Genomic DNA, 26,090 nt, shown 5'->3' with positions numbered 1-26,090 from the left:
ACTCAAGCCCCGAATGTACTGGCACTCAAACCCGACCACCCGCTGCGGGCGCCGCCGGCTGCGCTGCGGGCTGGGCTGGCGCCGGGCCTTGCGGGTTGGGTTGCGGGTTGGGCGCAAGGGTCACGCGCATGGAAAAGTTGAATACGCGGCGCTGATCGCGCGGCCCCAGCGTCAACGTCGCGGCGGTGATCTCGACCAGATGCGGCTGCGTCAGCCACGGGCTGCGATGGCCAAGGTTGCGCAGCAGCTCCGACACCCGCTCTTGCGACTGCGCCACGCCGGTGAGCGTGATGGCCTTGTCTTCTTGGCGCAGCGCCGTCAGGTGCACCCCCTCGGGCAATTGACGCACCATTTCGTCGAGCAAATGCACCGGCAGGTTGCGCCCGGCTTGCAAACTCTCGACCGCCGCCTGACGCGACTTGAGGGCGTCGAGTTCTTGCTGCAAGGTGGCGACATCGCGGATCTGCAGGTCGAGCTTTTGAATCTCGGCTTGAAGGAACTGGTTGCGCCCCTGCTGGGCCTCGATCTGCACCTGGTAAAAACCATAGACCAGCGCCGCCGCCACCAGCCCCACCCCCACTGCGAGCCCGAGGTTGAGGAAAAACCGCTCGCGCTTTTGCTTGCGAGCGAGTTCGCGGTGTGGCAATAAATTGATGGCAATCATAGGGAGTACCTGCGCATGGCCAAGCCGGTCGCAACCAAGAACGAGGTGCCGCTGTCGAGCCCCTTGATCGACGCCACCGAGGCCGACATGACCATGCCCTCAAAGGGGTTGACGACCTTGCACGGGAAGGAGGTCTGATTCATCACCGCCACCTCCAAGCCCGGCAGAGCAGCCGCCCCACCCGAGAGCAACACATGATCGACCTTGTTGTGCGGGGTGCTGGTAAAAAAGAACTGCAAGGCGCGACCGATGTCTTGCCCCAGATGGCTCAAGTAGGGCGCAAGAACGGCCTCGCGGTAGTCAGGCCCCAGTGTGCCGGATCTTTTCTTGTTTTCAGCCTCTTCGAGTGAAAGCGAATAATGGCGCGCCACCAAGGCCGTCAACTGGCTGCCACCAAAATTTTGGTCGCGCTCATAGATCATTTCCTCGTTGCGGATCACCTGCAAGGCCGAGTTTTTGGAGCCCAGCTCGAACAAGGCAATGAGCATGTTGCGGCCACGGTTGGGCAGCGCCTCGATGACGCGTGCCGCCGCCAACCGAGAGGCGAAGGACTCCACATCCAGCACCACCGGCTGCAAACCGGCGGCTTCGGCCAAACCCTGCCGGTCCGAGACCTTCTCTTTGCGCGAGGCCACCAGCAACACCTCGACAAAATCGGGCAGATTGGGCGCCGGGCCGACGACGCAAAAATCGAGGCTCACTTCGGCCAACGGAAATGGGATGTACTGCGCCGCCTCGGACTCGACTTGCAGTTCGAGCTCGGCCTCACTCAAGCCCGCAGGCAAGTTGATTTTCTTGGTGATCACCGCCGAACTGGGCAAGGCCAAGGCGACGTTGCGGGTTTTGCTGCCTGTTTTTTTGACCAAGCGCTTGAGGGCACCGGACAGCTCATCGAACTGCTCGATGTTGCCGTCCTTGATCCAACCCGGCTCCAACGGCTCCATGGCGCAGTGCAGCAGCTCCCACTGACCCGAGTGGTCGCGTTGCAACTCGACCAGCTTGAGTGAAGTCGTGCTGACGTCGATGCCCAGCATAGGCGCCGGTTCCCGACGAAGTAGCGTTGCTAGAGAGACCAAATTACCCCCACGTGCAGTTGAAGTTGGATGCAAGAAACTTGCACGTATCAATCCTATCAGCAAGACGCCGCGTTAGGCGGCCCGCAGGGGGCGGCCGATGAAAAAATATGGTGTGATTTCATCCCCCAAGGTTGGCAAGTTTACAAACTTTCACAGACTCCTGCGCGGTCAGCCACACGACCGGCGCTATTTTTTTATAATCGTTGCGCTGCTGCAAAGGAATTCATGCCCGCCTCTTCGCCTCGCGACCCTGCGACCGACACCAGTCGGGCCGCTTCTGCCGGCTCCAAGCCACGCAACTTGGCGCGCCGCCTCCAGTCGATCGCCACCACCGCCTTCATCGCTGCGGCGGTGGCCGCGCTGTCGGGCGTTTTGGTGCTGGGCGTTGCCATTGCCTTGGCCTACCCCAAGCTGCCCGATGTCACCAGCCTGAGCGACTACCGCCCCAACCTGCCCTTGCGCGTCTATGCCAGGGGGGGGGAACTGATCGGGGAGTTTGGCGAGGAGCGGCGCAACCTCATACCCTACGCCGATATCCCGCCGCTGATGATCCACGCCGTGCTGGCGATCGAAGACGAGCGCTTCTTTGAGCACGGTGGGGTGGATTTTCGTGGGGTGGCGCGCGCCGCGCTGGCCAACGTGTTCGACCCACTCAGCCAAGGCGCCTCGACCATCACCATGCAGGTGGCGCGCAACATGTTCCTGACCAAGGACCGCACCTTTTTGCGCAAGTTCTACGAGGTGCTGCTGACCTTTAAGCTCGAGCGCCTGCTGAGCAAGGAAGAGATCTTGGAAATCTACATGAACCAGATTTTCCTTGGGCACCGCTCCTTTGGCTTTGCGGCGGCCGCGCAAACCTACTTCGGCAAGTCCCTCGACCAGCTCACGGTGGCCGAAGCCGCCATGCTGGCGGGCCTGCCCAAGGCGCCTTCGGCCTTCAACCCGATCAGCAACCCGCGCCGTGCCCGCATTCGTCAGCTGCACATCATCGATCAGATGTTGGCCAACGGCTTTATCAACGCCGAACAGGCGCAAGCGGCGCGCGTGGAGCCGCTGCAACTGCGCCGCATCGACCCAGAGCAGTTCATCAACGCCACCCACGTGGCCGAAATGGTGCGCCAGCAGGTTTTTGCCCAATACGGGCAGGCGGCCTACGAACGCGGCCTGCGCGTTCACACCACCATCGACGCCGATCAGCAACGCGCAGCGGTGCGCGCCGTGCGCCAAGGCGTGATCAATTTTGAGCGGCGCCAGCACTACCGCGGCCCCGAGCGCTTCATCGAACTCCCTGCCGATGCCGCTGCCCGCGAAGGCGCCATCGACGCTGCGCTCACCGCCATCCCCGACGACAACGGTTTTTTTACCGCTGTGGTGCTCGAAGCCAGCGCACGCCGCGTGCTGCTCAGCCGCGGCGAGGCAGAACCGATCGAGATCACCGGCACAGGCCTGGACTCGGTGCGCTCGGGGCTGGCTGCGAATGCACCGCCCCACCTGGCCTTGCGCCCGGGTGCCGTGGTGCGGCTGGTGCGCGACGCCCAGCAGCGCTGGGCCATCACCCAAAAACCCGTGGTCGAAGCCGCTTTTGTGGCCATGGACCCGCGCAACGGGGAAATCCGGGCCTTGGTTGGCGGCTTTGATTTTGAGCGCAACCAGTTCAACCGCGTCGTCCAGGCACAGCGCCAGGCCGGCTCCAGCATCAAGCCCTTTATTTACTCGGCGGCGCTGGAGCACGGCGTCATGGCCTCGACCTTGGTCAACGACGCGCCCTTGTTTTTTGGCGCAGCCATCACCGGGGGCCGGGCTTGGGAGCCGCGCAACTACGACGGCCAGTTCGAAGGCCCCATGACCGTGCGCACCGCCTTGGCACGCTCGCGCAACATACCCTCCATCAGCGTGCTCAAGGCGGTTGGCCCCAGCAACGCCCAGCAGTGGCTGACCCGCTTTGGCTTTGAGGCCGAAAAGCATCCGCCTTTTCTGGCCATGGCGCTGGGCGCCGGCAGCGTCACACCGCTGCAATTGGCCAGCGCCTACGGCGTGTTTGCCAACGGTGGCTTTTACACCCCGCCGCAACTCATCACGCGCATCACCGACCACCAAGGCCGGGTGCTGATGCAAGCGACTCCGCAGTCGCTGGCCACCGCGCAGCGTGTGATCCCTGAGCGCAATGCCTTTGTCATGACCCAACTGATGGGCGAAATCACCCGCAGCGGCACGGCGGCACGGGTGCAATCCACCCTGCGCCGCCCCGACCTCTACGGCAAAACCGGCACCACCAACGACGCGGTTGACGTTTGGTTTGCTGGCTTTCACCCCACCTTGTCGGCGGTGGCTTGGATGGGGCACGACAACCCGCGCAACCTGGGCCGCAACGCCACCGGCGGATCGCTGGCGCTGCCGATTTGGATCGACTTCATGCGTGAGGCACTGGCCGGCGTACCGGTGCAACAGCCCAGCGCTCCTGCTGGGTTGATGGTGGCTGGGGGGGAGTGGTACTACGAGGAATTTGCCCCGGGGCAAGGCGTGGCCACGCTGGGCATGGCCACCGAAGAAGTCACCACAGACGGATCCATTGAAGTGGCCCCGCCCATGGCTGCCGAGGACCGACGCAACATCCTAGACCTGTTTACGCGCCCGAACTAAAGCGCAGCCCGGCCCGTGCTTGCGCGCTGGCCTCTTGCGAAAGGCGCTCAAAAAATTCGCCCGCCCCCTTGGTGTCGAGCCAGTGTTGGCCGTCGAAGCGGTAGTGGGTGCCGCCGCTGCGCGCCGCCATCCAAACCTCGTGCAGCGGTTTTTGCAGGTTGATGACGATCTGGCTGCCGTCACGAAACACCAGCGTCACCATCGAGCCGACGCGCTGGTTGTCGATGTCCACCTCGGATTCGTCGTTGATGCGGTCGCAGCAGCGCTCGACCGCTTGCAGCAGCGCCTCGGCGCGATTCAAATACTCGGTATCGTTCATTACAATTGAGCCATGCATAATTCAGTCGGCATTGTAGGCTTGAAGCCACTTTCCCGCGCAGGGGTGACACCACCTGCCGCACGGGTTTCACGTGGGGCCGAAAAAGCTGGCGTGCGTCTGCTGGGTCTGGCGGTTTGCCTGTTGATGGTCTCGCTGAGCCTGGCGGGATGCGGACAAAAAGGCCCGCTTTTCCTGCCCAGTGCAAGCGTTGCGGCCACCAGCTCCTAAGCGCTGCAGCCAAAGCGCACCCACTTTCATACTCGAAACCCCTCATGCCCGCTTCCTGCCCTGCGGCACCCTTGGTGCCGGGATCTCCTTTTTTTCACTATGCCGACGGCCATCTGATGGCCGAAGGCCTTGCGCTTGCCGATTTGGCGAGGCAGCACGGCACCCCGCTGTTCGTCTACTCCCAAGCCGCCCTGCTCGATGCGCTGGCGGCCTACCAGCGCGGCTTGGCCGGGCGCGATACGCTGATCTGCTATGCCATGAAGGCCAATTCCACCTTGGGCTTGCTGCAAACCTTGGTCCAAGCCGGTTGCGGCTTGGATATCGTTTCGGGTGGCGAACTGGTGCGCGCGCTGCGCAGCGGTGTGGACCCTGGCCATATCGTTTTTTCTGGCGTAGGCAAAAGCCGGCTTGAGATGCGCCAGGCGCTGCAAGCGGGCATCGGCTGCTTCAACGTGGAGAGCCTGGCCGAGCTCGAGGTCTTGAACCACGAAGCGCTGGCGCTGGGGCGGCAGGCCCCGGTCAGCCTGCGCGTGAACCCGGATGTGGATGCGCGCACCCACCCCTACATTTCTACTGGCCTCAAGGCCAATAAATTTGGCATCGCGCACGAGCAGGCGCTGGCCGCCTACCGCCGCGCCGCCGCGTTGCCGGGGCTGCGTGTGCTGGGGATAGACTGCCACATCGGCTCCCAGATCACCGACAGCGCGCCCTACCTCGACGCGCTGGAGCGGGTGCTCGACCTGGTGCAGGCGCTGGAGCAAGAAGGCATTGCGCTGGAGCACATCGACTTGGGCGGTGGCTTAGGGATCACCTACCTAGACGAAACCCCGCCGGCCGCCGACCGTCTGCTGGCCCAGGTGCTGCAACGCCTCGATGCGCGTGGCTGCCGGCACCGGCTGCTGCTCGAACCCGGGCGCTCGCTGGTGGGCAACGCCGGGGTCTGCCTGACCGAGGTGCTGTACCAAAAGCCGGGGGCCGAGAAGAACTTTTTGATCATCGATGCGGCCATGAACGACCTGCCGCGCCCGGCCCTGTACCAAGCCTACCACGCCATCGTGCCGCTGCAACTGGACACCGACGCCACACCCGTGCAATACGAGGTGGTGGGCCCGGTGTGCGAGAGCGGCGACTGGATCGGGCGCGAGCGCACGCTGGCGGTGCGCACAGGCGACTGGCTGGCGGTGTGCTCGGCCGGTGCCTATTGCATGAGCATGGCCAGCAACTACAACAGCCGCGGCCGCGCCGCCGAGGTGCTGGTGGCGGGCCAAAGCGCCCAACTCATACGCCAGCGCGAAAACCCCGACGACTCCCTAGGCTTGGAGCCGCCGCTGGGGTTTTGAAGGCCGGCGCTTACAGCGCTCCGTAGCTGTGCAGGCCGCTCAAGAAGATGTTGACCCCGAGGAAGGTGAAGGTTGTCACCGCCAAGCCACCAATCGCCCACCAAGCCGCCACGGTGCCGCGCAGGCCGTTGACCAGCCGCATGTGCAGCCAAGCGGCGTAGGTGAGCCACGAAATCAGCGACCAGGTTTCTTTGGGGTCCCAGCTCCAGTAGGCACCCCAGGCTTCGGCTGCCCACAGCGCACCCAGGATGGTGGCGATGGTAAAGAACACCAGCCCGATGGCGATGTTCTTGTACATGATGTCGTCTAGCACTTCGAGCGAGGGCATTTTGTCGACGATGCGGTCGCGCAAAGAGATGATGGCACCCACGATCAGGATCGCCACCCCCACGTACACCGCCCAAAAGTCGCTCATGCCCGCAGCGGCGGCGTAGTTGACCTCGCCAGGTGCCACCGTATAGACGCCAAACAGGAAGGGCTCAAGAAAAAACAGCAGGGCCAGCAGCCAGACCGGGGTCAGCGTGTACCAGCGCAGGGTGAAGGTGCTTTGCTTGAGCAGGTAGGCAAAAGCCAGCATGGCGGCGATGGTCCAGGTGCCGTAACTCACAAAGTTGGTCGGCACGTGCAGCTTCATCCACCAGCTTTGCAGCGCCGGGATCAGGGGCTGGATTTCGTGCGCTTCGCGCGTGACCATGTACCAGAGCAGAAACACCACCGAGGCGCTCACCACCAGCATCGAGAAAGCGCCGATGCGCCGCGTGTTGTAGCGGTCTTCGTAGTAGAGGATGTAGAGCGTGGTCATCCAGCCGAACATGATGAACACTTCATACAGGTTGCTGAACGGGATGTAGCCTAGGCCGGAGTTGTGCAGATAGGTTTCGTACCAGCGCACAAAGAAAGCCACCAGCCCCATGGTCACAGCGGCCCAAGCCAGTTTGGCCCCCACGGTCTCGAAACCGGGCCCCGACTTGCTGCGCGTCAGCATGCCGACCCAGTAAAAAAAGGTGCTCAGCAGGATCAGCAGCGACATGTGCAGCACCGCGGTCTGGCTGGCCAGCAGGTACTTGAGCAGGAACACCTCCTCGGCCCGCATGTAGTTGCCCACCCCATCGACTTGGTACAACCAGACGCCGGTGAGCGAAAGGATAGCCACCACCACACTCAGGTAGCTGATCGGGCGCCAGAACCAGGCCAAGGCGATCCAAGTCGGGGTTGTGATGAGCAGCACAAAGATCTCGTATTGATCCAAATGCTCTTGAAACAGGAAATAGTTGTAGGTCATGCCCACCAACACCATGGCGGCAAAGACCCAGTCCCACGCGCTGCGTGCCGCCCAGAAACTGGGCTTCATGCGCATCGAGGAATCGGACTTTTTAAGGTCGATGGTGTGCGTGGTAGCGTTCATGCGTTCGCCTTTGGGGGTTGGAGGAGCAGGTGTTGCCGCAGCAACACGAAGTCGCGGTCGTTATCGGAAATTTTGCGGTTGGACGACATTGCCATCGTGGCATCCACACCATCGCCATCGGGCTTGGGGGCCAGCCAGACCCAGACCCGGCGCTCGCGCACATAGAGCATGGCGATCATGCCCAAGGTCAGCAGCAGGCAGCCAAAATAGACGATGTTGCGCCCCGGTGCGCGCGCCACTTGGAACACGCTGGCCTCGACCTGCTCAAAGTCGCTCATCATGAAGGTCAAGGGGGCCGGGTAAAAGAAGGAGTCGCTCAGGCTGAGCACCGACTGCGTCATGAAGGCCGCCGTGCGCTCGTTGCGCGGGGCCGGTGCCAAGCCCGCCTGTTCGCGGCTGAGCTGGTAGAGTTCGAACAGGCCGCCGTTGAGGATGCGCAGCAGCACATCACCGGCGCGCTCGCGCTCGGCCTCGGGCACATTGACTTCCATGAAGGCCGACACCGCCTGCAAGCCCGCCAGCACCGGCATGTCGCGCTGCGGCAGGTTGGCGATTTCAGGGTCTTGGCCGGCGAACAGGTCGAGCGCGCGTTGCGCCGACATGGTCAGCGCCTGCTGCAACTCGGGGCGCTGGCCGGCAGCGGCCTCGGCCACATAACGGCGCACCGCTTCGCTGCGCATGGCGGGGTCGGCCAGCGCGGCGCGCAGGCGCAGGAAGCCATCCACCTGGTCTTGGTCATCGACCGGAATGCGCAGGTAGCGGAAATCTTCGGCTTGGGTTTCGCGCACCCCGAGCACGAACACGCGCTGGCCATCGAGCTCGACCGGGAGCATGAAATTGTGGAACTCGCGCGCCTGCCCGGCCGCGTCGCGCAGCTTGTAGGTGACGCTGGGGCCAACGTTGCGCAAGTCGAACTCGCCCACGGTGCGGTGCGCCGAACCGAGGCGACGCTGGATTTCGTTGCCCAAGTTGAAACCGCCGCCACCCGCTTGCGCTGCCATCGCACCGGGGGTGTTGGTAAAATTCTCGACGTTGTAGAGGTTGAAGTCGGTGAACTCGAGGGTGAAGGTCTCGCCGCCACGGGTCAAGGTGGTGGACTGACCGATGCGCCCCGAAATATCAAACGGCGCCGCGCCATCGCCCATCGCCAAGCCACGCAGGCGCACCAACGAGCCGCCGTCGTCGTAACTGGCCTGGAAGATGGTGACGCCCCGGTGATAAGCCGGGTGATTGACCATCACCCGCTTGGGGATGACCTCGCCGGTGTAGAGGTCGTGGATCAGGATTTCGCTGGCGAACAGCTTGGGCTGACCGTTTGCATGGTATTCGACGATGAAGTCGAGCAGCTCGATGCGAAACGGCAATTCTTGCAACAGCACCCCACCCGGCTGCGGCAGGATGGCGGTGCCGGTGACGGCCCCTTCGGTGACCAAGATGCTGCCACGAAAGCTCGGATTCCAGTCGCTCAGGCGGTGCTCATCGGGCACCTCGGAAATCAGGCCGCCGCCTTCGAATACGGTCTTGCCCAGAAACAGGGTCTGCATCTGCACCATCAGGCGCCCGTCGAGCAGCGCACCGGCGCAGATCACGACGATGGCCGAGTGGGTGAGGATGTAGCCAAGCTTGTTCCAAGCGCCGGCCTTGGCCGCCACCATCCAACCTTTACCAGTGGGGGTTTCGCGGCTCTGCAGGCGCACCTTCCAGCCCGATGCCAGCAGCGTCTGACCGATGCGCTGCGCCGCCGCCTCAGACCCTTCGGCGAGCACAGCCTGCGCCCGCAACGGGAAGGCCTTTAGGCTTTGTTCGCGGATGTTTTCTTTGAACTGGCGGATGTCGGCCAGCATCTTGGGCGAGGTGCGCAGCACGCACAGGGTGGTGCTGAGCACCAAAAAAGCCAGCATGAGCGCAAACCACCAGGCGCTGAACACCGTGTACAGGCCCATGACCTCAAAGACACGGTACCAGAACGGACCAAACTGGTTGATGTAGCTGTTGATGTCCTCGTTTTGAAGAATCACGGTGCCGATCACCGAGGCGATGCTGATGATGGTCAACAAGGCGATGGCAAAGCGCATCGAAGACAGCAGCTCAACCAACTGTCGCACCGCCTCAGAGCCGCGCTGAAGCTGAATACCTGCGGTAGAAACACTCATCTGTTGTGCGCCAATTGTGTGATGTGACAAAGATCGGCTTTTGGAGCGCCCGACCGCCGACAAGTTCCAAAACTTGCTGAGATTGTCTGGTGACTATAAGTGGCCGCTAATATTTTTAGCAATAGCCACTGGACTTAGAGGGGTCTCAGGCGCACCGCTGCAGGGCTCAACGCAAGCCGGCGATGAAATCGGCCACGGCCTCGATCTCGCGGTCGGTCATGTGGCGGGCGATGCGGTGCATTTCGGGGCTGTTGCCTCGGGCACCGGTGCGGAACTGGCGCATCTGCTCGGCGGTGTATTTGGCGTGCTGCCCCGCCAAGCGCGGATACAGGGCCGGCATACCGCGCCCGCCGGGGCCGTGGCAGGCCATGCAGGAAGCGATGTTGCGATCGGCCAAGCCACCGCGCCAAATGCGCTCACCGGCGCGCACCAGCTCGGGGTCGCGGGCGTAGTTGGGAGCCGGCGTCTGGACGGCCAGCCAGTGCGAAACGTCGATCTTGTCTTGGTCGGTCATGGCCGCCGCAAAACCGGACATGATGGCGTTTTGGCGCTTGCCCGATTTGTAATCGCGCAACTGCTTGATCAGGTACTCGGGCAACTGACCGGCCAGCGAGGGGTTCTCGGGCATGGTCGAGTTGCCCAGTGCGCCATGGCAAGCCATGCACATCTGCATATAAACCTGTTCCCCGCGCGCCTTGTTGGGCACCATGTCGGTGCGGGTGGTTTGAGCGTGTGCAAGCTGCGAGAAGGCGGCCAGTGCAAGGGCACCGATGAGCGTGGCGATGGATTTCATGTCAAGTGCGAAGGACTGAGGAATCAAAGGCGAGGCCGAAACCGCACCCGCCGTGTGCGGGGCAGTGAAAAACTGTGGTGATTCTACAATGCGGTCTTAAACTTGACCAAATAACCCCGGGGCCCACTCTTTGACCGATTCCACCGACCCCGCTCAGGCCGCCATGGCCTGGCTGCACACGGCACGCTTCTTGACCGAGGCGCCGCAGTTGCAGCACTTGCCCGACCTCGATCTGCCCGAAATCGCCTTCGTGGGCCGCTCCAACGCCGGCAAATCGACCTGCATCAACACCCTGACGCAGCAAAAACGCCTGGCCTATGCCTCCAAAACCCCGGGGCGCACGCAGAGCATCAACCTGTTTGCCCTCGGCCGCCAGAACCAGACCGACGCCATCTTGGCCGATCTGCCCGGCTACGGTTACGCGGCGGTGCCGCAGCAAGCCAAGCGGCGCTGGCAGGAAGTGATGGCCAACTACCTCGTGAGCCGCCCCAACCTGCGCGGCGTGGTGCTGCTGTGCGACCCGCGCTTGGGGCTGACCGAGCTCGATGACGCGCTGCTGGAGCTGATCCGGCCCCGGGTGCAGCAGGGCTTGCACTTCCTGCTGCTGCTGACCAAGGCCGACAAGCTCAACCGCCAAGAGGCCAGCAAGGCCTTGTCGATTGCGCGCCTGAACAGCGCCGGTGGCACGGCGCTGCTGTTTTCGGCGCTCAAGCGCCAGGGCATAGAGGACGTGGCCCTCATCTTGCGCCGCTGGGCCTACCCCGAGGAGGCCGTGCCGGAACCCGCTGTGCCCGCCGAACCCTCACCGCGCGGCCCCTTGTAGCGCGCATAGCCCCACAGGTACTGCGCCGGGCAATGCCCGATCACCGCCTGCATGGCCAGGTTGATCTGCGCCGCGGCGGCTTGGGGCTCGGGTGCCAGCGGCGCCCCCACCAGCTCCCGCCACGGGCGCACGCGCAGCACATAGCCCCTACCCCACGGCAAGCGCTCGCCCCAGATCAGCAGCACCTGGGTGCCCGACACCTGCGCCAGCCGCGCCGCCAGCGTCATGGTGTAGGCGCTGCGGCCAAAAAACGGCGCCCACACCCCCATGCCGGCGGGCGGCACCTGGTCGGGCAGCAAACCCACCGTCTGCCCCTGCTTGAGCGCCCGGAGCAACTGGCGCACCCCGCTCAGGTCGGTGGGTGCGGTGCACATGCCGAGGCGCACCCGCGCCGCTTGCAGCACCGGGTGCAAGGCGGCCATGCGCGGCGGCCGGTACAGGGCGGTGATCGGTTGTGGCGGGGTGCCATCGGGCTGGGCTTGTGCGCCAAAACGCTGCGCATAGGCCTGCGCCGTGAGCTCGAAGCAGCCCAGGTGCGGCGTGAGCAGCAGCAAGCCGTGGCGCTGGCGCAACACCGCCTCGATGTGCTCGGCCCCATCCCAGCGCAGCGGCACCGGTGCGCCAAACCAGATGCGCGGCAGCTCAGCCATCTGCTGCCCGGCCGCGCCCACCGAGGCCCAGCGCGCCCCCCGCCCGAGCTGCGCCTGCGCCGTGTGCTCGCGCCAGCGCTGGCGGTAGGTGGGGCCCAGCAGCCAGATCAGCCAGCCCAGGCCCCAGCCCAAGGCGTGCAACAGCGGCAGCGGCAGCCGCCCCATGAGCTTGAAAAAGGTCAACATCTTCGGATTACAATGCCGGTCCATCGCCGAGTTACTGAACAACTTGCGGGCGATTCATAAATCCTGCTAAAGCGTTCGCCGCAGCACTCCAAGCGCCGGGCGAAACGCCCTAGCGCAACCCTTGGAGTGTAGGCAACAAATGTCGAACGATTTTCTTTTTACCTCCGAATCGGTTTCCGAAGGCCACCCGGACAAGGTCGCGGATCAGATCTCGGACGCGATCCTGGACGCGATCTTTGAGCAAGACCCGCGCTCGCGCGTGGCCGCCGAAACGCTGACCAACACCGGGCTGGTGGTGCTGGCCGGCGAGATCACCACCAACGCGCATGTCGATTACATCCAGACCGCGCGCGACACCATCCGGCGCATCGGCTACGACAACACCGAATACGGCATCGACTACAAGGGCTGCGCCGTCATGGTCTGCTACGACAAGCAGAGCAACGACATTGCCCAAGGCGTGGACCACGCCAGCGACGACTACCTCAACACCGGCGCCGGCGACCAGGGCCTGATGTTTGGCTACGCCTGCGACGAAACGCCGGTGCTCATGCCCGCGCCGATCTACTACGCGCACCGCATCGTGGAGCGCCAGGCGCAGCTGCGCAAAGACGGCCGCCTGCCCTTCTTGCGCCCCGACGCCAAGAGCCAGGTCACGATGCGCTACGTCGATGGCCGCCCGCACAGCATCGACACCGTCGTGCTATCGAGCCAGCATGCGCCCGAGATGAGCGACGGCAAACACATGCTGCCCGCCTTCATCGAAGCCTGCGTAGAAGAAATCATCAAACCGGTGCTGCCGCGCGAGTGGCTGCAAAACACCCGCTACCTGATCAACCCGACCGGGCGCTTCGTGATTGGCGGCCCGCAAGGCGACTGCGGCCTGACCGGGCGCAAGATCATCGTGGACACCTACGGCGGCGCCTGCCCGCACGGCGGCGGTGCCTTCAGCGGCAAGGACCCGACCAAGGTCGATCGCTCGGCCGCCTACGCGGCGCGCTACGTGGCCAAAAACATCGTCGCCGCCGGGCTGGCGCGCCAGTGCCAAATCCAAGTGGCCTACGCCATCGGGGTGGCACGGCCCATGAACGTGACCGTCTATACCGAAGGCACCGGCGTGCTGCCAGACGACAAGCTGGCCCACATCATCAACGAGGTGTTCGACCTGCGCCCACGCGGCATCATCCAAATGCTGGACTTGCTGCGCCCGATTTACACCAAAACCGCCGCCTACGGCCACTTCGGCCGCGACGAGCCCGAGTTCACCTGGGAGCGCACCGACAAGGTGCAGGTGCTGCGCGAGCTGGCGGGGTTGAAGTAAGCGCGCTGCCGCCTGCCGTCAGGCAAAGCACTCCGCCTGCGCCAGCAACGCGGCGGCGGCGTCTTTGGCGGCCAGCAGCGGCTGTGGCACACCGGCTTGGGCCAGCGGCCAGGCTATGCCCAGCGCCGGGTCGCTCCAGTTTAGGCAGCGCTCGTGCGCGGGGCTGTAGTAGTCGGTGGTTTTGTAGAGGAATTCGGCCGACTCGGTGAGGGTGAGAAAGCCGTGCGCAAAACCCGGCGGCACCCAGAGCTGGCGGTGGTTGCTGGCCGACAGCTCCACCCCATCCCAGCGGCCAAAGGTGGGCGAGCTGCGGCGGATATCGACCACCACGTCGAACACGGCGCCGTGGCTGACGCGCACCAGCTTGCCCTGGGCCTTGGGCGGCATTTGGTAGTGCAGGCCGCGCAACACGCCCTGGGCAGAGCGACTGTGGTTGTCTTGCACAAACTGCAACCCGGCCAGGCCGGTGGCGGCCTCGAAGTCGCGCTGGTTGAAGCTCTCGTAAAAGAAGCCGCGCGCATCGCCAAAGACCTTGGGGGTGAGCACGAGCACGCCGGGCAAGGCGGTGGGGGTGACGGTGTAGGGCATGGGGGCGGGCGGTTTTAACCCAGCAGACCGAGCAGGTATTGGCCGTAGCCGCTTTTTTGCAAGGGGGCGGCCAGGCGCTGGAGCTGGGCCGAGTCGATCCAGCCGTTGCGCCAGGCGATTTCTTCGGGGCAGGCGATTTTCAGGCCCTGGCGGCGCTCGAGCGTGGCGATGAAGTGGCTGGCTTCGAGCAGGCTGTCGTGGGTGCCGGTGTCGAGCCAGGCGTAGCCGCGCCCCATGGTCTGCACGCTGAGCTGGCCCAACTCAAGGTAGGCCTGGTTGACGGCAGTGATTTCGAGCTCGCCGCGCGCGCTCGGGCGCACCGCCTTGGCGATTTCGACCACTTGTGCATCATAAAAATACAGGCCGGTGACGGCAAAGCGGCTTTTGGGCTGGGCCGGTTTTTCTTCAATGCTGACGGCGCGGCCTTGCGCGTCGAACTCGACCACGCCGTAGCGTTGCGGGTCGTGCACGTGGTAGGCAAAAACGGTGGCGCCGTGCGGCTGCGCATCGGCGGCGCGCAGCAGCGGCTGCAAATCGTGCCCGTGGTAGATGTTGTCGCCCAGCACCAGCGCGCTGGAGGCGTTGCCTATGTAGCCTTCGCCGATGAGGAAGGCTTGCGCCAGCCCGTCGGGGCTGGGTTGCACGGCGTAGTGCAGGCTCATGCCCCACTGCGCGCCGTCGCCCAGCAGTTGGGCAAAGCGCGGCGTGTCTTGCGGGGTGCTGATGACGAGTATGTCTCGGATACCCGCCAGCATCAGCGTGCTCAAGGGGTAATAGACCATCGGTTTGTCATAGACCGGCAGCAACTGCTTGCTGATGGCCAAGGTAGCCGGGTGCAGCCGGGTGCCGGAACCGCCGGCGAGTAGCAGGCCTTTGCGTGTGCTCATGGGGCTGATGGGGGTTGGTTAGGAGGGCAATTCGGCCAGCATGCGCTCTACCCCGTGCTGCCACGGCGGCAGGCGCAGGCCGAAGCTGCGTTGCAGCAGGCTGCAAGCCAGGCGCGAGTTGTGCGGGCGCTGCGCCGGGGTGGGGAAGGCGCTGCTGGGAACGGCGGCGATGGCTTGCACGCGCCAGCCTAGCTCTGGTTGCAACTGGCGTGCGCGCTCGATCACGTGGCGGGCGTAGCCGTGCCAGGTGGTTTCGCCCGCAGCGGCGAGGTGGTAGGTGCCGGGCTCGGCGCTGCCGCGCAGCACCTGGGCCAGGGCGTGCGCGCTCACATCCGCAATCAGCTCGGCACCGGTGGGGGCGCCGCATTGGTCATCGACCACGCTCAGGCGCTCGCGCTGCTGCGCCAGCCGCAGCATGGTTTTGGCGAAGTTGCCGCCGCGCGCGGCATAGACCCAACTGGTGCGAAAAATCAAATGCTGGCGCCCGGCAGCGACGATGGCCGCCTCCCCGGCCAGCTTGCTGTGGCCATAGACGTTGAGCGGGCCGACCGGGTCGCCCTCGCGCCACGGCAGGTGGCCGCTGCCGTTGAACACGTAATCGGTGCTGTAGTGCAGCAGCCAGGCCCCGCTCTGGTGCGCCAGTTGCGCCAGCAGACCCGGGGCTTCGGCGTTGATGCGCTGCGCCAGCGCGGGCTCGCTCTCGGCTTTGTCAACCGCGGTGTAGGCGGCGGCGTTGACGATCACCTGCGGGCGCAACTGCTGCACGGTGCGCGCCAGGCCGGCCAGGTCGGCCAAATCGCCGCACAGGGGCGGGGCCTGGGGGTTGCAGGGGTCGGGGCTGGGGTGGCGATCGAGCGCAATCAGCTCGCCCAGCGGGGCCAGACTGCGTTGCAGCTCCCAGCCGACTTGGCCGTTTTTGCCCAGCAGCAGGATGCGTGGTGGGGTGTGGCTCATGCGGCTTGCTCCCCGTAGTGCTGGCTCACCCACTCCCGGTAGCTGCCGCTTTGCACGTGCGCCACCCAATCGGGGTGCGCCAAATACCACTGCACGGTTTTGCGGATGCCGCTCTCGAAGGTCTCAGTTGGCCGCCAGCCCAGCTCGCGCTCGATTTTGCCCGCGTCGATGGCGTAGCGCCGGTCGTGGCCGGGGCGGTCTTGCACGTGGGTGATTAGCGCCTTGTAGCTGCTGCCGTCGGCCTTGGGGCGCAGTTCGTCGAGCAGAGCGCAAACGGTGTGCACGATGTCGAGGTTGGGTTTTTCGTTGCCGCCGCCCACGTTGTAAACCTCGCCCACTTGTCCGGCCGCCAACACGCGGCGGATGGCGCTGCAATGGTCTTGCACGTAGAGCCAATCGCGGATTTGCTGCCCGTCGCCATACACCGGCAGCGGCTTGCCGGCCAGGGCGTTGACGATCAGCAGCGGAATCAGCTTTTCGGGGAAGTGGTAGGGGCCGTAGTTGTTGGAGCAGTTGGTGGTGAGCACCGGCAGGCCGTAGCTGTGGTGCCAGGCGCGCACCAGGTGGTCGCTGGCGGCTTTGCTGGCGCTGTAGGGGCTGTTGGGCTGGTAGGGGTGCTGCTCGGTGAAGGCGGGCGCGCCGGGCTCCAGGCTGCCATAGACTTCGTCGGTGCTGACGTGCAGGAAGCGAAAAGCCGCCTGATCGGAAGCGGGCAGCGCCGCCCAGTGGCCGCGCACGGCTTCGAGCAGTTCGTAGCTGCCCAGCACATTGGTCTGGATGAAGGCGCCAGGGCCGTGCAGGGACCGATCCACATGGCTTTCGGCGGCGAAGTTGAGCACGGCACGCGGCCGGTGCTCGGCCAGCAGGCGCTGCACCAAGTCCCGATCCCCCATGCTGCCGTGCACGAAGCGGTGCCGCGCATCGCCTTCGAGGCTGGCGAGGTTTTCTAGGTTGCCGGCGTAGGTGAGCGCGTCGAGGTTGATGACCGGCTCGTCAGACTGGGCCAGCCAGTCGAGCACGAAGTTGCTGCCGATGAAGCCGGCACCGCCGGTGACGAGGATTGTCATGAATTTGCAAGTTAAGATTTATCACGAAATCATAGCTGCAAAGCGCCCCGCGCCAGCCGGCTCGTTGCTCGGATTTGACGGCCTGATTTTGCCTGCCACGGGGCCGATACCCTGGCCCTATGAAGCCCGATTTTTGGAGTTTTACGCGTTGACAAAAAGCACGAACGATCGTACTATTGTCAGCATGAACACCCCCCTGCAATCCGAATTCGACGCCGCCGTAGCCGCCAGCAAAGAGCTGACGCAACGGCCCGACAACGCCACTTTGCTCAAACTCTACGCGCTCTACAAGCAGGGCAGCGCGGGCGACAACAGCAGCACCAAGCCCGGCTTTGCCGATCTGGTGGGCCGCGCCAAGTGGGACGCTTGGACGGCGCTCAAGGGCACCGACACCGATGAGGCCAAGCGGCGCTATATCGATCTGATCGGCAGCTTGGAATAAAACCCACTGGGCGCGCGGTTGCTGCCGTGCCTGGCACGGGCCCAGCCAATTGGCTACCATAGGCCCATTGTGTAAAGCCCGAAGGCAGCCCATGAGCAAATTCCACCCCTACATTCTTGCCCGTGCGGCGCAACTGGCCACCTTGCGGCGCGACCTGCACGCCCACCCGGAGCTGTGCTTCGAGGAGCGGCGCAGTGCCGACGTGGTGGCCGACTGCCTGCAACAGTGGGGCATCGAGGTGCACCGCGGCTTGGGGCGCACCGGTGTGGTGGGGGTGCTGCACGGGCGCGATGGCGGCGCTTGTGGCCGCGCCGTGGGTCTGCGCGCCGACCTCGACGCGCTGCCCATGACCGAGCTCAACACCTTTGCCCACACCAGCGTGTACCCGGGCAAGATGCACGCCTGCGGGCACGACGGCCACACCGCCATGTTGCTGGCCGCAGCCCAGTGCTTGGCGGCCGAGCCCGACTTCGAGGGCACGGTGGTGTTCATCTTTCAGCCGGCCGAAGAAGGTGGCGGCGGCGCACGCGAGATGATCGCCGACGGACTGTTTGAGCGCTTCCCGGTGCAGGCGGTGTTTGGGCTGCACAACTGGCCCGGCTTGCCGGTGGGCACGCTGGCGCTGAGCCCGGGGCCGGTGATGGCCTCCTCCAACGAATTCAAGATTACCGTGCACGGCAAGGGTTGCCACGCCGCCATGCCGCACCTAGGCACCGACCCGGTGCTGCTGGCGTGCCAGTTGGTGCAGGGTTTTCAGAGCATCGTGGCGCGCAACCTCAAGCCAGTGCAGGCGGGCGTCATCAGTGTGACCATGATTCATGCCGGTGAGGCCACCAACGTGATCCCGGACCACTGCGTGCTGCAGGGCACGGTGCGCACCTTCAGCCTCGAGGTGCTGGACCTGATCGAGCGCCGCATGCGCGAGCTCTGCAGCCACACCGCAGCGGCCTTTGGCGCGCGCACCGATTTCGAATTTCACCGCAACTACCCGCCCACCGTCAACAGCCCCGACGAGGTGGCTTTTGCCCGCAGCGTGATGCAAGACTTGGTGGGCGCCGAGCAGGTGCTGGACCAAGAGCCCACTATGGGCGCCGAAGATTTTGCCTACATGCTGCAAGCCAAACCCGGCGCCTATGCCTTCATCGGTAACGGCGACGGCGCGCACCGGGGCCAACACGACGCCGCCGGCAGCCTTGCTGGCAGCCACGACGTGGGACCCTGCACCCTGCACAACCCACGCTACGACTTCAACGACGCGCTGATTCCGCTCGGTGGCAGCTACTGGGTGGAGTTGGCCAAACGCTGGCTGGCGCGCTCGGCCAGCCGATGATGCGCGATGGCCAATAGGCCATCAAAAATGAGCGTATCCACCAGCTCGAAGGGCACCGTCATGCTGGGGGCCATTTTCCAGGCCGCGCCGCCGGTCATGAGGCAAACCGGCTCTAGGCCGCTGTGCTGGCGCAGCTGATCGACCATGCGCTGCACCGCCCCGGCGATGGCAAAGGTGCCGCCGCTGGTGAGGGCGTCGCTGGTGTTGGTGGGGAAGGGCTTGACCACGCCAGTGGGCACATGCAAGCCGGCCGTGCCGGATTCGAGCGCGCGCAGCATGATGCCGTGCCCGGGCAGGATGCAGCCGCCCAGAAAGCGCCCCTCGGTGTCGATCGCCTCCACCGTGACCGCGGTGCCGACCATCACCACCACGCAGGGCCGCAGTTGCTGGCGCGCCAGCAGGCGCTGACGGGCCCCGATCATGGCCACCCAGCGGTCGGCCCCAAGGCGCGCCGGGTGGTCGTAGCCGTTGACCAGGCCGGCTTCGGTGGCGCTGGGCACCACCCACTCGGGGGCAGCGTCCCAGATCTCGAGCTGCGCCTCGACCCGGCGCTTGATGGCGTCGGAGGCCACCACACTGCCCAGCACCATGCGCGGCGGGCGCAGGTTGATCCAGTCGCCTTCGGTGAGTTTGTCGATGTTTTCCAGAAACTGCACCCCGTGCGCGATCATGCGCGCACCCATGGCGGGACGTTCGTAGAGCGCCCACTTCAGACGGGTGTTTCCTACATCGAGTGCCAGCAAGCTCATGCGCGCCGATGATACGCCAATGGCTGTGCCGCCGCACTTGCCAACGGCTATGCCTGCGCAGGGCTGCGGGCCCAACCCATGGCGTCGGTGATGATGCCATCGACCCCCAGCGCACGCAAGCGCTGCACGTCGGCGGCGCTGTTGGCGGTGTAGCACAGCACGCGCCAGCCTTGGGCGCGCGCCTGTTGCATCAGACTCGCGTCGAGGCGCCGTTGCTGAAACACGATGGCCACGCACTGCAACTCGGCCGCCACGGCGGCCCAGCCTGACCAAGGCGTTTCGAGCAGCAGCGCACGCGGCAACTCGGGCGCGGCCTGCTGCGCCGCTTGCAAGGCAGCGGGCTGGAACGAGCTGAGCAGCGGCGGCACTGTCTGGCCCTGCCAGAGCTGGCGCGCCGCCAGCGCCACCGCGTGCCCGGTGGCGGCCTCCTGCCCCGGCATGGGCTTGATTTCGATGTTCAGCGCCGCGCCCTGTTGCTGGCAATAAGCGGCGATATCGGCCAGCGTAGGCAAGGGCTCACCCGCACAGTCGTCGGAGTGCCAGCCGCCGGCGTCGAGCTGCGCCAGTTCGGCCCAAGGCAGCGCATCGGCCTGGCCGCGGCCTCTGGTGGTGCGGTCCAGCGTGTCGTCGTGCAGCAAAAAGGGCACGCCGTCGGCGCTGAGCTTGACGTCGCACTCAAACATGGCATAGCCGCAGGCGCTGCCGTGCTCGAACGCGATCAGCGTGTTTTCGGGCCGCTCCTTGCCCGCGCCACGGTGCGCGATCCAGAACGGGTAGGGCCAGGCGGCTTGGGCTTGCATATCGGGCTGCATGGACTGCTTCAAGTACGGCGCAACCCGCTGGCAGCGTCGAAAGTCATGATGAACTCGGACTGCGGCTGCACCCGCAGCGCCTGGCCGAGGTCGGGGATGGCGCGCTGCGCCGAGACGCGGATGGTGAGCAATTCTTCGCCCAAGCGGGCGTGGATCAGGCGCTCGGCCCCGAGCAGCTCGACCGAATCGACCACCGTGTCCCAGCCCTGCTCGCCGATCTGCAAATGCTCGGGCCGTATGCCCAGCACCGTGCCGGGGCGCACCCCGCTGGCGTGGCGCAGCAGGTTCATGGGTGGCGCGCCCATGAAACCGGCCACGAACAGGCTGGCCGGGTTTTCATAGACCTCGGTCGGCGTGCCCATCTGCTCCACGCGGCCGGCGTTCATCACCATCATGCGCTGCGCCAGCGTCATGGCCTCGACCTGGTCGTGCGTGACGAACAGCGACGTAATGCCGAGCTCGCGGTGCAGCTTCTGGATTTCGAGCCGGGTTTGGGCGCGCAGCTTGGCATCGAGGTTGGAGAGCGGCTCGTCGAACAAAAACACCTGCGGCTGGCGCACGATGGCGCGGCCCATGGCCACGCGCTGGCGCTGCCCGCCCGAGAGGTGGCCGGGTTTGCGCTCCAGCAGGTGCGAGAGCTCCAGAATGCGCGCCGCCTGGTCCACACGCTGGCGGATCTCGGCTGCGGGCAGGCCGCGGATGCGCAAGCCATACGACATGTTGTCGAACACGCTCATGTGCGGATAGAGGGCGTAGTTCTGGAACACCATGGCGATGTCGCGCTGGGCCGGTTCGACCTGGTTGACCACGCGCGGGCCGATGGCGATCTCGCCTGCGGTGATCGACTCCAGGCCGGCTACCATGCGCAGGAGGGTGCTCTTGCCACAGCCCGAGGGGCCGACGATGACGACGAACTCGCCATCGGCGATCTGGGCATCGACACCATGAATGACAGGCACCGCCGTGGGGCCGATGCCGTAGGTTTTTTTGACTTGTTTGAGGGTCAGCGCAGCCATATCAATTCCATTTTCGAGCTTATTTTTCGCTGTCCACCAGCCCTTTGACGAACCACTTCTGCATCAGCAGCACCACCAGCGCGGGCGGCAGCAGCGCCAGCAGGGTGGTGGCCATGACCACGTTCCAGTCGGTGGCGGCATCCCCGGTGCCGATCTGCTTGGCGATGCCGACCACGATGGTGTCGAGGTTTTGGTCGGTGACGATCAGCAGCGGCCACAGGTACTGGTTCCAGCCATAGACGAACATGATCACGAACAGGGCCGCGAGCTGGGTGCGCGTGAGCGGCAGCACCACGTCCCAGAAGAAGCGCAGCGGCCCGGCGCCGTCCATCTTGGCGGCCTCCACCAGCTCGTCGGGCAGGGTGAGGAAGAACTGGCGCAGCAGCAAGGTGGCGGTAGCCGATGCGATAAGCGGCAGCGTCAGGCCGGCGTAGGTGTTGAGCAGGCCCAACTGGGTGACGACTTCGAAGGTGGGCAAAATGCGCACCTCGACTGGCAGCATGAGCGTGATGAAGATCAGCCAAAAGCAGAACATGCGCCCGGGGAAGCGGAAAAACACCACGGCGTAAGCCGAGATCAGCGAGACCGAGATTTTGCCGACCGCGATCACCAGCGCCATGATCAGGCTGTTGAGCAGCATCACCCACACCGGCGGCGAGAGGAAGTTGCCTTGCATGCCCTCGATCAGCACGCGGCTGTAGTTCTCCCAGGCCTGGTCGCCGGGCAACATGGGCATGGGGGCTTGGGCGATTTCGGGGTTGCTGAGGGTGGAAGCAACGAAAGCGATGTAGAGCGGCAAGGCCGTGATGGCGAGGCCGATCCAGATCACGGCGTGGGCCAGAAACTGGCCCGGCAGGGTGTGCGAGGGGCTGTGGTTCATGCGCGGTTTTTAAGAGTAATGCACCCGGCGCTCGAGGAAGCGAAACTGCAGCAGCGTCAGGCCGATGACCATCAGCATCAGCAGCACCGACTGCGCCGCCGAACCGCCGAGGTCGAGCGCGATCATGCCGTCGGTATAGACCTTGTAGACCAGCGTTTCGGTGGCCGCCGCCGGGCCGCCCTGCGTGACGGCGTGGATCACGCCAAAGGTGTCGAAAAAGGCATAGACGAGGCCGACCACGAGCAAGAAGAAGGTGGTGGGCGAGAGCAGCGGAAAGACGATGGTGCGAAAGCGCCGCCACGGTCCGGCGCCGTCGATGGCCGCCGCCTCCAGCAGCGACTTAGGGATGGACTGCAAGCCGGCCAAAAAGAACAAGAAGTTGTAGGCCACCTGCTTCCAAGCCGAGGCCAGGATGACCAGCAGCATGGCGTCGCTGCCGTCAAGCGTGGGGTTCCAGTCCACCCCGAGCGCCTGCACCCAGTAGGCCACCACGCCGATGGCCGGGTTGAACATGAACAGCCACAGCACCCCGGCTATGGCCGGCGCAATGGCGTAGGGAATCATGAGCGCGGTGGTGTAGGCGGAGCGCGCACGCAGCAGGGCGTCGGCGGCCAAGGCCAGCAGCAGCGCGGGCACCATGGCCAGCAGCGTCACGGCGCTGGCAAAGAGCAGGGTGCGCCAGAGCGACTCGTAGTAGGCCGGGTCGGTGAGCACGGTGCGAAAGTTATCGAAGCCGACGAAGCGCACCGACAGGCCGAACGGGTCCTGCTCCTGAAAGGCCATCAGCAGCGCTTGCAGGCTGGGCCAGATAAAGAAGATCAGCGTAACGACCAGTTGCGGGGCCAGCAAGGCGTAGGGCAACCAGCGGTTGGGGAATATGACTTTTCTTTGCATAAGCTAAACCGCCCCCAAGGCACCCAAAGGGCCCCAAGGGGGCGGGTGGTACGGTATGCAGCCTGAAATGGGCTGGCTTTAGTTGACCGAGCGCTCAAAGGCGCGCAGTTGGGCGTTGCCACGGCGCTCGAAGTTCATCAGCGCCTGGGCGGCGGTCTGACGGCCTTGCAGGGCGCGCTCGACTTCTTCGTGGTAGATGTCGCGGATTTCGGTCCAGCGGCCAAAGCGATAGCCTTGGGTGTGCTCGCCTTGGCGCGCTTCGATGAGCGACAGGATGGGCACGTCGCGGCCCGGGTTCTGGGTGAAGAAACCGGCCTGCTGCATGGCGCGGAAGGAGCTGTTGGTGGCGGGCAGGAAGCCGGTGGTGCGGGCCCATTCGGTCATCACGCGGTCGGAGCGCAGGAAGTCGAGGAACATGGCCACGCCGCGCAGCTCGTTGGCGCTGCGGTTGGGGGCGTTGAACACCCACATCGAGGCGCCACCGATGGTGGTGGCAAAGGGCGCACCCTGCACATCGGGCCAGTGCGGCAACTGCGCGGTCGCGAGCTGGAAGCGGCCGTCGCGCTGGATCGCGGCCAAACCGCCAGAAGATTGCAGCAGCATGGCGCACTGGCCGCTGATGAACTTGGCGGCGGCGTCGTTCGAGCGCCCGCCGTAGGAGAAGGCGCGCGTGGCTTGCAAGTCCACCAGCGTTTGGATCATGCGCTGGTTGAGCGGGTTGTTGACCGTCAGGACGGTGCCCGCGCCGCCACGGCCGTTGTTGAGGGTGCCGATCTGTTGGTTGTGGCGGGCGTTGAACTGCTCGAGCATGATCCAGGCCAGCCAGGTGGTGGTGAAGCCGCATTCGGCGGCGCCGGTGCTGCGGATCTGGTTGGCGGCGGCGATCATTTCGGGCCAAGTGCGCGGCGGCCGGTTCGGGTCCAGCCCGGCGCGGCGGAAGGCGTCTTGGTTGTAGAACAGCACCGCGGTCGAGACGTTGAAGGGCATCGAGAGCAGATCGCCATTGGGCAGACCGTAGTAACCACGCGCCGGGGCGATGAAGTCGGCCGGGTTGAACGGGATGCCGGCGCGCTGGAACACCTCGGACACCGGGATGATGGCGCCGCGCGACTGGACCATGTCGCCCGAACCGGCGTCGAACATCTGCATGATGTGCGGCGGGTTGCCGGCGCGGAAAGCGGCCATGGCAGCGGCGCGCTGCTCGGGGTACTGACCGCGGAACGAGACCACCACGCGGTACTCGGTCTGGCTGCGGTTGAAGTCTTCACCAAAGCGGCTCAGCAGCTCGCCGTTGGGGCCGGTCAGGCCCATCCACATCTGGATTTCGGTGCGCGCTTGCGCCACGCCCGATGCGGCGACTGCGCCTAGGGCCAGCGTCAGCGCCAGCAGGGTTTTTTTGAAGGCCATGCGAAAGTGCTCCTGTAACAAGGACGGTATGAACGCAGCCGATCCCAACGACCAGCTTATTCATCGAATTCTGCCTGCCCAATATGGCAATCTGATGACTCTAGCATGACGCCTCCTTTTCCGCACCTGTCGCAAACCCGTAGCCAACCCGTCATGGCTTCTTCATGGATTTGTCACACCGATGTTATGGCGGCAATCGATCATGGGGACATGAACGCCCCGGACCCCTTCCCGCTGCTGATCGACGACTTTCCGCGCACGCCGCGCTCGTTGCGGGTAGCGCTGGTGAGCGAAACCTACCCGCCGGAAATCAACGGCGTGGCGCTGACCATGGAGCGGCTGGTGCTGGGCTTGCAGGCGCGCCAGCACGACCTGCAAGTGGTGCGCCCACGCCAAGCCCGCTCCGAACAACCTGCTGCGCAAACGGGCTTGGAGCAGGTGCTGATGCGCAGCCTGCCGATCCCCAATTACCCCCAGATCCGCTTCGGGCTGCCGGCCAAGAGCGCCTTGCTGCGGCTGTGGTCGCTGCGTCGGCCCGACCTGGTGCACATCGCCACCGAGGGGCCGCTGGGCTGGTCGGCGCTGCAAGCGGCGCGCAAGCTCAAGCTGCCGGTGAGCACCGACTTCCACACCAATTTTCACGCCTACAGCCACCACTATGGGGTGGGGTGGCTGCAAAAGCCGATCGCGGCCTATTTGCGCAAATTCCACAACACCGCCGACTGCACCCTGGTGCCCACCGTGGAATTGCAAGCGCAACTGCAGGCGCTGGGTTTCGAGCGCCTGCTGGTGATCGGGCGCGGAGTGGACACACAGCGCTTTCATCCGGCCAAACGCAGCGCGGCCTTGCGTGCCCAGTGGGGCGTGGGCGAGCGCGACTGCGTGGCCCTGTTCGTGAGTCGTTTGGCCCCCGAAAAAAACTTGGTCTTGCTGGCGCAGGCCCATGCGGCCATGCAGCAGGTGCAGCCTGGTTGCAAACTGGTGGTGGTGGGCGACGGGCCGGCGCGCGGCCAGTTGCAGGCGCTGGCACCCGCCGCGCTGCTGTGCGGCATGCAAACCGGCGACGAACTGGCCACCCACTATGCCAGCGCCGACGTGTTCCTGTTTCCGAGTCAGACCGAAACCTACGGCAACGTCATCCCCGAGGCCATGGCCAGCGGCTTGGCGGTGCTGGCCTACGACTACGCCGCCGCAGCCGAGCTGATCGATTCGGGCCACCACGGCCTGCTGGCCCCCTTCGGCGACGCGGCGGCCTTCATCGAGCAAGCGCGGCAACTGGCGGCGCAGCCGGTGCGCGCAGAGGCGCTGCGGCGGGCGGCCCGCGAGCGAGCCCAGGCCCTCGACTGGGGCCAGATCGCGCAGCAATTCGAATCCTTGTGGCTGCGCATGGTCAGCACGGGCCCGGGCAGCGCCTGAGTGCGCTGCGCAGCGCACCGGTGTTACTGCAAGCCAATGAAAAATTGATG

25 protein-coding genes are annotated in these 26,090 nt (G+C 65.1%); 8 read left to right on the top strand and 17 right to left on the bottom strand.

Annotated features, from left to right (window positions below; genetic code table 11):
* Nucleotides 1-25 precede the first annotated feature (25 nt).
* Together SRAA_RS01305 and SRAA_RS01300 are read right to left on the bottom strand one after the other, a co-directional pair.
* Nucleotides 26-664, bottom strand: coding sequence for a PilN domain-containing protein (locus SRAA_RS01305; protein ID WP_045530535.1), 639 nt, complete (start codon nt 662-664; stop codon nt 26-28).
* Nucleotides 661-1,740: a pilus assembly protein PilM gene (locus tag SRAA_RS01300; protein ID WP_045530533.1), complete on the bottom strand. Its 1,080-nt coding sequence runs from the start codon at nt 1,738-1,740 to the stop codon at nt 661-663. Before SRAA_RS01300 ends, SRAA_RS01305 begins: the two co-directional genes overlap by 4 nt.
* Nucleotides 1,741-1,965: 225 nt before the next feature.
* On the opposite strand from SRAA_RS01300, the gene SRAA_RS01295 reads away from it, so the two are divergent.
* Nucleotides 1,966-4,380: a penicillin-binding protein 1A gene (locus tag SRAA_RS01295; protein ID WP_082039835.1), complete on the top strand. Its 2,415-nt coding sequence runs from the start codon at nt 1,966-1,968 to the stop codon at nt 4,378-4,380.
* On the opposite strand, the gene cyaY is transcribed toward SRAA_RS01295, so the two are convergent.
* Complete coding sequence (cyaY, locus tag SRAA_RS01290) at nt 4,364-4,699, bottom strand: iron donor protein CyaY (protein WP_045530529.1); 336 nt, start codon at nt 4,697-4,699, stop codon at nt 4,364-4,366. The two genes, SRAA_RS01295 and cyaY, sit on opposite strands and share 17 nt — an antisense overlap.
* A 12-nt stretch (nt 4,700-4,711) precedes the next feature.
* Between cyaY and lptM the strand changes: the two genes are divergently transcribed.
* Together lptM and lysA are read left to right on the top strand one after the other, a co-directional pair.
* Nucleotides 4,712-4,927, top strand: coding sequence for an LPS translocon maturation chaperone LptM (gene lptM / locus SRAA_RS12835; protein WP_144318677.1), 216 nt, complete (start codon nt 4,712-4,714; stop codon nt 4,925-4,927).
* A gap of 44 nt (nt 4,928-4,971) precedes the next feature.
* Nucleotides 4,972-6,267, top strand: a complete 1,296-nt coding sequence (gene lysA / locus SRAA_RS01285; RefSeq protein WP_082039834.1) for a diaminopimelate decarboxylase — start codon at nt 4,972-4,974, stop codon at nt 6,265-6,267.
* A 10-nt stretch (nt 6,268-6,277) separates the two neighbouring features.
* On the opposite strand, the gene ccsB is transcribed toward lysA, so the two are convergent.
* From ccsB to SRAA_RS01270, 3 genes are all read right to left on the bottom strand, one after another.
* Complete coding sequence (ccsB, locus tag SRAA_RS01280; RefSeq protein WP_045530527.1) at nt 6,278-7,672, bottom strand: c-type cytochrome biogenesis protein CcsB; 1,395 nt, start codon at nt 7,670-7,672, stop codon at nt 6,278-6,280.
* The gene (locus SRAA_RS01275; protein WP_045530526.1) at nt 7,669-9,825 is read right to left on the bottom strand and encodes a cytochrome c biogenesis protein ResB; all 2,157 of its coding nucleotides are present in this window, start codon (nt 9,823-9,825) and stop codon (nt 7,669-7,671) included. The genes ccsB and SRAA_RS01275 overlap by 4 nt, the downstream gene beginning before the upstream one ends.
* 166 nt (nt 9,826-9,991) lie before the next feature.
* Complete coding sequence (locus SRAA_RS01270; RefSeq protein ID WP_045530524.1) at nt 9,992-10,618, bottom strand: c-type cytochrome; 627 nt, start codon at nt 10,616-10,618, stop codon at nt 9,992-9,994.
* Between the two features lie 163 nt (nt 10,619-10,781).
* Here SRAA_RS01270 and yihA point away from each other — a divergent pair, with 163 nt between their 5' ends.
* Nucleotides 10,782-11,441, top strand: a complete 660-nt coding sequence (gene yihA, locus SRAA_RS01265; RefSeq protein WP_082040066.1) for a ribosome biogenesis GTP-binding protein YihA/YsxC — start codon at nt 10,782-10,784, stop codon at nt 11,439-11,441.
* Here yihA and SRAA_RS01260 read toward each other — a convergent pair.
* Entirely contained in the window at nt 11,375-12,277 is a 903-nt protein-coding gene (locus SRAA_RS01260) for a lysophospholipid acyltransferase family protein (RefSeq protein WP_045530520.1), read from the bottom strand. The two genes, yihA and SRAA_RS01260, sit on opposite strands and share 67 nt — an antisense overlap.
* Nucleotides 12,278-12,416: 139 nt before the next feature.
* Between SRAA_RS01260 and metK the strand changes: the two genes are divergently transcribed.
* On the top strand, nt 12,417-13,598 hold the full coding sequence (metK, locus tag SRAA_RS01255) for a methionine adenosyltransferase (RefSeq protein ID WP_045530518.1): 1,182 nt from the start codon (nt 12,417-12,419) through the stop codon (nt 13,596-13,598).
* Between the two features lie 18 nt (nt 13,599-13,616).
* On the opposite strand, the gene rfbC is transcribed toward metK, so the two are convergent.
* Genes rfbC through rfbB form a run of 4 tightly spaced genes read right to left on the bottom strand, consistent with a single transcriptional unit; the run spans nt 13,617 to nt 17,094 of the window.
* Nucleotides 13,617-14,186 (bottom strand): dTDP-4-dehydrorhamnose 3,5-epimerase, encoded by a 570-nt coding sequence (gene rfbC, locus SRAA_RS01250; RefSeq protein ID WP_045530516.1) that lies wholly within the window; start codon nt 14,184-14,186, stop codon nt 13,617-13,619.
* Nucleotides 14,187-14,200: 14 nt separating this feature from the next.
* Nucleotides 14,201-15,073: a glucose-1-phosphate thymidylyltransferase RfbA gene (gene rfbA, locus SRAA_RS01245; RefSeq protein ID WP_045530514.1), complete on the bottom strand. Its 873-nt coding sequence runs from the start codon at nt 15,071-15,073 to the stop codon at nt 14,201-14,203.
* 18 nt (nt 15,074-15,091) lie between these two features.
* Nucleotides 15,092-16,027 (bottom strand): dTDP-4-dehydrorhamnose reductase, encoded by a 936-nt coding sequence (gene rfbD, locus SRAA_RS01240; protein ID WP_045530512.1) that lies wholly within the window; start codon nt 16,025-16,027, stop codon nt 15,092-15,094.
* Complete coding sequence (gene rfbB / locus SRAA_RS01235) at nt 16,024-17,094, bottom strand: dTDP-glucose 4,6-dehydratase (protein WP_045530510.1); 1,071 nt, start codon at nt 17,092-17,094, stop codon at nt 16,024-16,026. The genes rfbD and rfbB overlap by 4 nt, the downstream gene beginning before the upstream one ends.
* 184 nt (nt 17,095-17,278) lie before the next feature.
* On the opposite strand from rfbB, the gene SRAA_RS01230 reads away from it, so the two are divergent.
* Nucleotides 17,279-17,536: an acyl-CoA-binding protein gene (locus SRAA_RS01230; protein WP_045533029.1), complete on the top strand. Its 258-nt coding sequence runs from the start codon at nt 17,279-17,281 to the stop codon at nt 17,534-17,536.
* A gap of 91 nt (nt 17,537-17,627) precedes the next feature.
* Nucleotides 17,628-18,866: a M20 aminoacylase family protein gene (locus SRAA_RS01225; RefSeq protein WP_045530508.1), complete on the top strand. Its 1,239-nt coding sequence runs from the start codon at nt 17,628-17,630 to the stop codon at nt 18,864-18,866.
* Here SRAA_RS01225 and SRAA_RS01220 read toward each other — a convergent pair.
* The 6 genes from SRAA_RS01220 to SRAA_RS01195 form a co-directional block, all read right to left on the bottom strand.
* On the bottom strand, nt 18,815-19,615 hold the full coding sequence (locus SRAA_RS01220) for a type III pantothenate kinase (RefSeq protein ID WP_045530506.1): 801 nt from the start codon (nt 19,613-19,615) through the stop codon (nt 18,815-18,817). The genes SRAA_RS01225 and SRAA_RS01220 overlap by 52 nt on opposite strands.
* A 47-nt stretch (nt 19,616-19,662) precedes the next feature.
* Complete coding sequence (ugpQ, locus tag SRAA_RS01215; protein ID WP_045533027.1) at nt 19,663-20,427, bottom strand: glycerophosphodiester phosphodiesterase; 765 nt, start codon at nt 20,425-20,427, stop codon at nt 19,663-19,665.
* Nucleotides 20,428-20,435: 8 nt separating this feature from the next.
* Nucleotides 20,436-21,443 (bottom strand): sn-glycerol-3-phosphate ABC transporter ATP-binding protein UgpC, encoded by a 1,008-nt coding sequence (gene ugpC / locus SRAA_RS01210; RefSeq protein WP_045530504.1) that lies wholly within the window; start codon nt 21,441-21,443, stop codon nt 20,436-20,438.
* Between the two features lie 19 nt (nt 21,444-21,462).
* The gene (gene ugpE, locus SRAA_RS01205) at nt 21,463-22,323 is read right to left on the bottom strand and encodes a sn-glycerol-3-phosphate ABC transporter permease UgpE (RefSeq protein WP_045530502.1); all 861 of its coding nucleotides are present in this window, start codon (nt 22,321-22,323) and stop codon (nt 21,463-21,465) included.
* Nucleotides 22,324-22,332: 9 nt separating this feature from the next.
* The gene (gene ugpA / locus SRAA_RS01200) at nt 22,333-23,217 is read right to left on the bottom strand and encodes a sn-glycerol-3-phosphate ABC transporter permease UgpA (RefSeq protein WP_045530500.1); all 885 of its coding nucleotides are present in this window, start codon (nt 23,215-23,217) and stop codon (nt 22,333-22,335) included.
* A gap of 78 nt (nt 23,218-23,295) precedes the next feature.
* Nucleotides 23,296-24,624 (bottom strand): extracellular solute-binding protein, encoded by a 1,329-nt coding sequence (locus SRAA_RS01195; protein WP_045530498.1) that lies wholly within the window; start codon nt 24,622-24,624, stop codon nt 23,296-23,298.
* 210 nt (nt 24,625-24,834) lie between these two features.
* Here SRAA_RS01195 and SRAA_RS01190 point away from each other — a divergent pair, with 210 nt between their 5' ends.
* Nucleotides 24,835-26,040, top strand: coding sequence for a glycosyltransferase family 4 protein (locus SRAA_RS01190; protein WP_045530496.1), 1,206 nt, complete (start codon nt 24,835-24,837; stop codon nt 26,038-26,040).
* The last annotated feature ends 50 nt before the right edge of the window (nt 26,041-26,090 follow it).

The organism is Serpentinimonas raichei (assembly GCF_000828895.1).
GTDB lineage: Bacteria > Pseudomonadota > Gammaproteobacteria > Burkholderiales > Burkholderiaceae_C > Serpentinimonas > Serpentinimonas raichei.
The sequence above is the reverse complement of the archived record's forward strand: the minus strand, read 5'-3'. Positions and strand labels throughout refer to the sequence as shown.

Excerpts from the sequence above, each read along its gene's own strand:
- SRAA_RS01305 (WP_045530535.1), bottom strand. The coding sequence starts at position 664 with ATGATTGCCATCAATTTATTGCCACACCGCGAACTCGCTCGCAAGCAA.
- SRAA_RS01295 (WP_082039835.1), top strand. The coding sequence starts at position 1,966 with ATGCCCGCCTCTTCGCCTCGCGACCCTGCGACCGACACCAGTCGGGCC.
- cyaY (WP_045530529.1), bottom strand. The coding sequence starts at position 4,699 with ATGAACGATACCGAGTATTTGAATCGCGCCGAGGCGCTGCTGCAAGCG.
- lptM (WP_144318677.1), top strand. The coding sequence starts at position 4,712 with ATGCATAATTCAGTCGGCATTGTAGGCTTGAAGCCACTTTCCCGCGCA.
- lysA (WP_082039834.1), top strand. The coding sequence starts at position 4,972 with ATGCCCGCTTCCTGCCCTGCGGCACCCTTGGTGCCGGGATCTCCTTTT.
- ccsB (WP_045530527.1), bottom strand. The coding sequence starts at position 7,672 with ATGAACGCTACCACGCACACCATCGACCTTAAAAAGTCCGATTCCTCG.
- SRAA_RS01275 (WP_045530526.1), bottom strand. The coding sequence starts at position 9,825 with ATGAGTGTTTCTACCGCAGGTATTCAGCTTCAGCGCGGCTCTGAGGCG.
- SRAA_RS01270 (WP_045530524.1), bottom strand. The coding sequence starts at position 10,618 with ATGAAATCCATCGCCACGCTCATCGGTGCCCTTGCACTGGCCGCCTTC.
- yihA (WP_082040066.1), top strand. The coding sequence starts at position 10,782 with ATGGCCTGGCTGCACACGGCACGCTTCTTGACCGAGGCGCCGCAGTTG.
- SRAA_RS01260 (WP_045530520.1), bottom strand. The coding sequence starts at position 12,277 with ATGTTGACCTTTTTCAAGCTCATGGGGCGGCTGCCGCTGCCGCTGTTG.
- metK (WP_045530518.1), top strand. The coding sequence starts at position 12,417 with ATGTCGAACGATTTTCTTTTTACCTCCGAATCGGTTTCCGAAGGCCAC.
- rfbC (WP_045530516.1), bottom strand. The coding sequence starts at position 14,186 with ATGCCCTACACCGTCACCCCCACCGCCTTGCCCGGCGTGCTCGTGCTC.
- rfbA (WP_045530514.1), bottom strand. The coding sequence starts at position 15,073 with ATGAGCACACGCAAAGGCCTGCTACTCGCCGGCGGTTCCGGCACCCGG.
- rfbD (WP_045530512.1), bottom strand. The coding sequence starts at position 16,027 with ATGAGCCACACCCCACCACGCATCCTGCTGCTGGGCAAAAACGGCCAA.
- rfbB (WP_045530510.1), bottom strand. The coding sequence starts at position 17,094 with ATGACAATCCTCGTCACCGGCGGTGCCGGCTTCATCGGCAGCAACTTC.
- SRAA_RS01230 (WP_045533029.1), top strand. The coding sequence starts at position 17,279 with ATGAACACCCCCCTGCAATCCGAATTCGACGCCGCCGTAGCCGCCAGC.
- SRAA_RS01225 (WP_045530508.1), top strand. The coding sequence starts at position 17,628 with ATGAGCAAATTCCACCCCTACATTCTTGCCCGTGCGGCGCAACTGGCC.
- SRAA_RS01220 (WP_045530506.1), bottom strand. The coding sequence starts at position 19,615 with ATGAGCTTGCTGGCACTCGATGTAGGAAACACCCGTCTGAAGTGGGCG.
- ugpQ (WP_045533027.1), bottom strand. The coding sequence starts at position 20,427 with ATGCAGCCCGATATGCAAGCCCAAGCCGCCTGGCCCTACCCGTTCTGG.
- ugpC (WP_045530504.1), bottom strand. The coding sequence starts at position 21,443 with ATGGCTGCGCTGACCCTCAAACAAGTCAAAAAAACCTACGGCATCGGC.
- ugpE (WP_045530502.1), bottom strand. The coding sequence starts at position 22,323 with ATGAACCACAGCCCCTCGCACACCCTGCCGGGCCAGTTTCTGGCCCAC.
- ugpA (WP_045530500.1), bottom strand. The coding sequence starts at position 23,217 with ATGCAAAGAAAAGTCATATTCCCCAACCGCTGGTTGCCCTACGCCTTG.
- SRAA_RS01195 (WP_045530498.1), bottom strand. The coding sequence starts at position 24,624 with ATGGCCTTCAAAAAAACCCTGCTGGCGCTGACGCTGGCCCTAGGCGCA.
- SRAA_RS01190 (WP_045530496.1), top strand. The coding sequence starts at position 24,835 with ATGAACGCCCCGGACCCCTTCCCGCTGCTGATCGACGACTTTCCGCGC.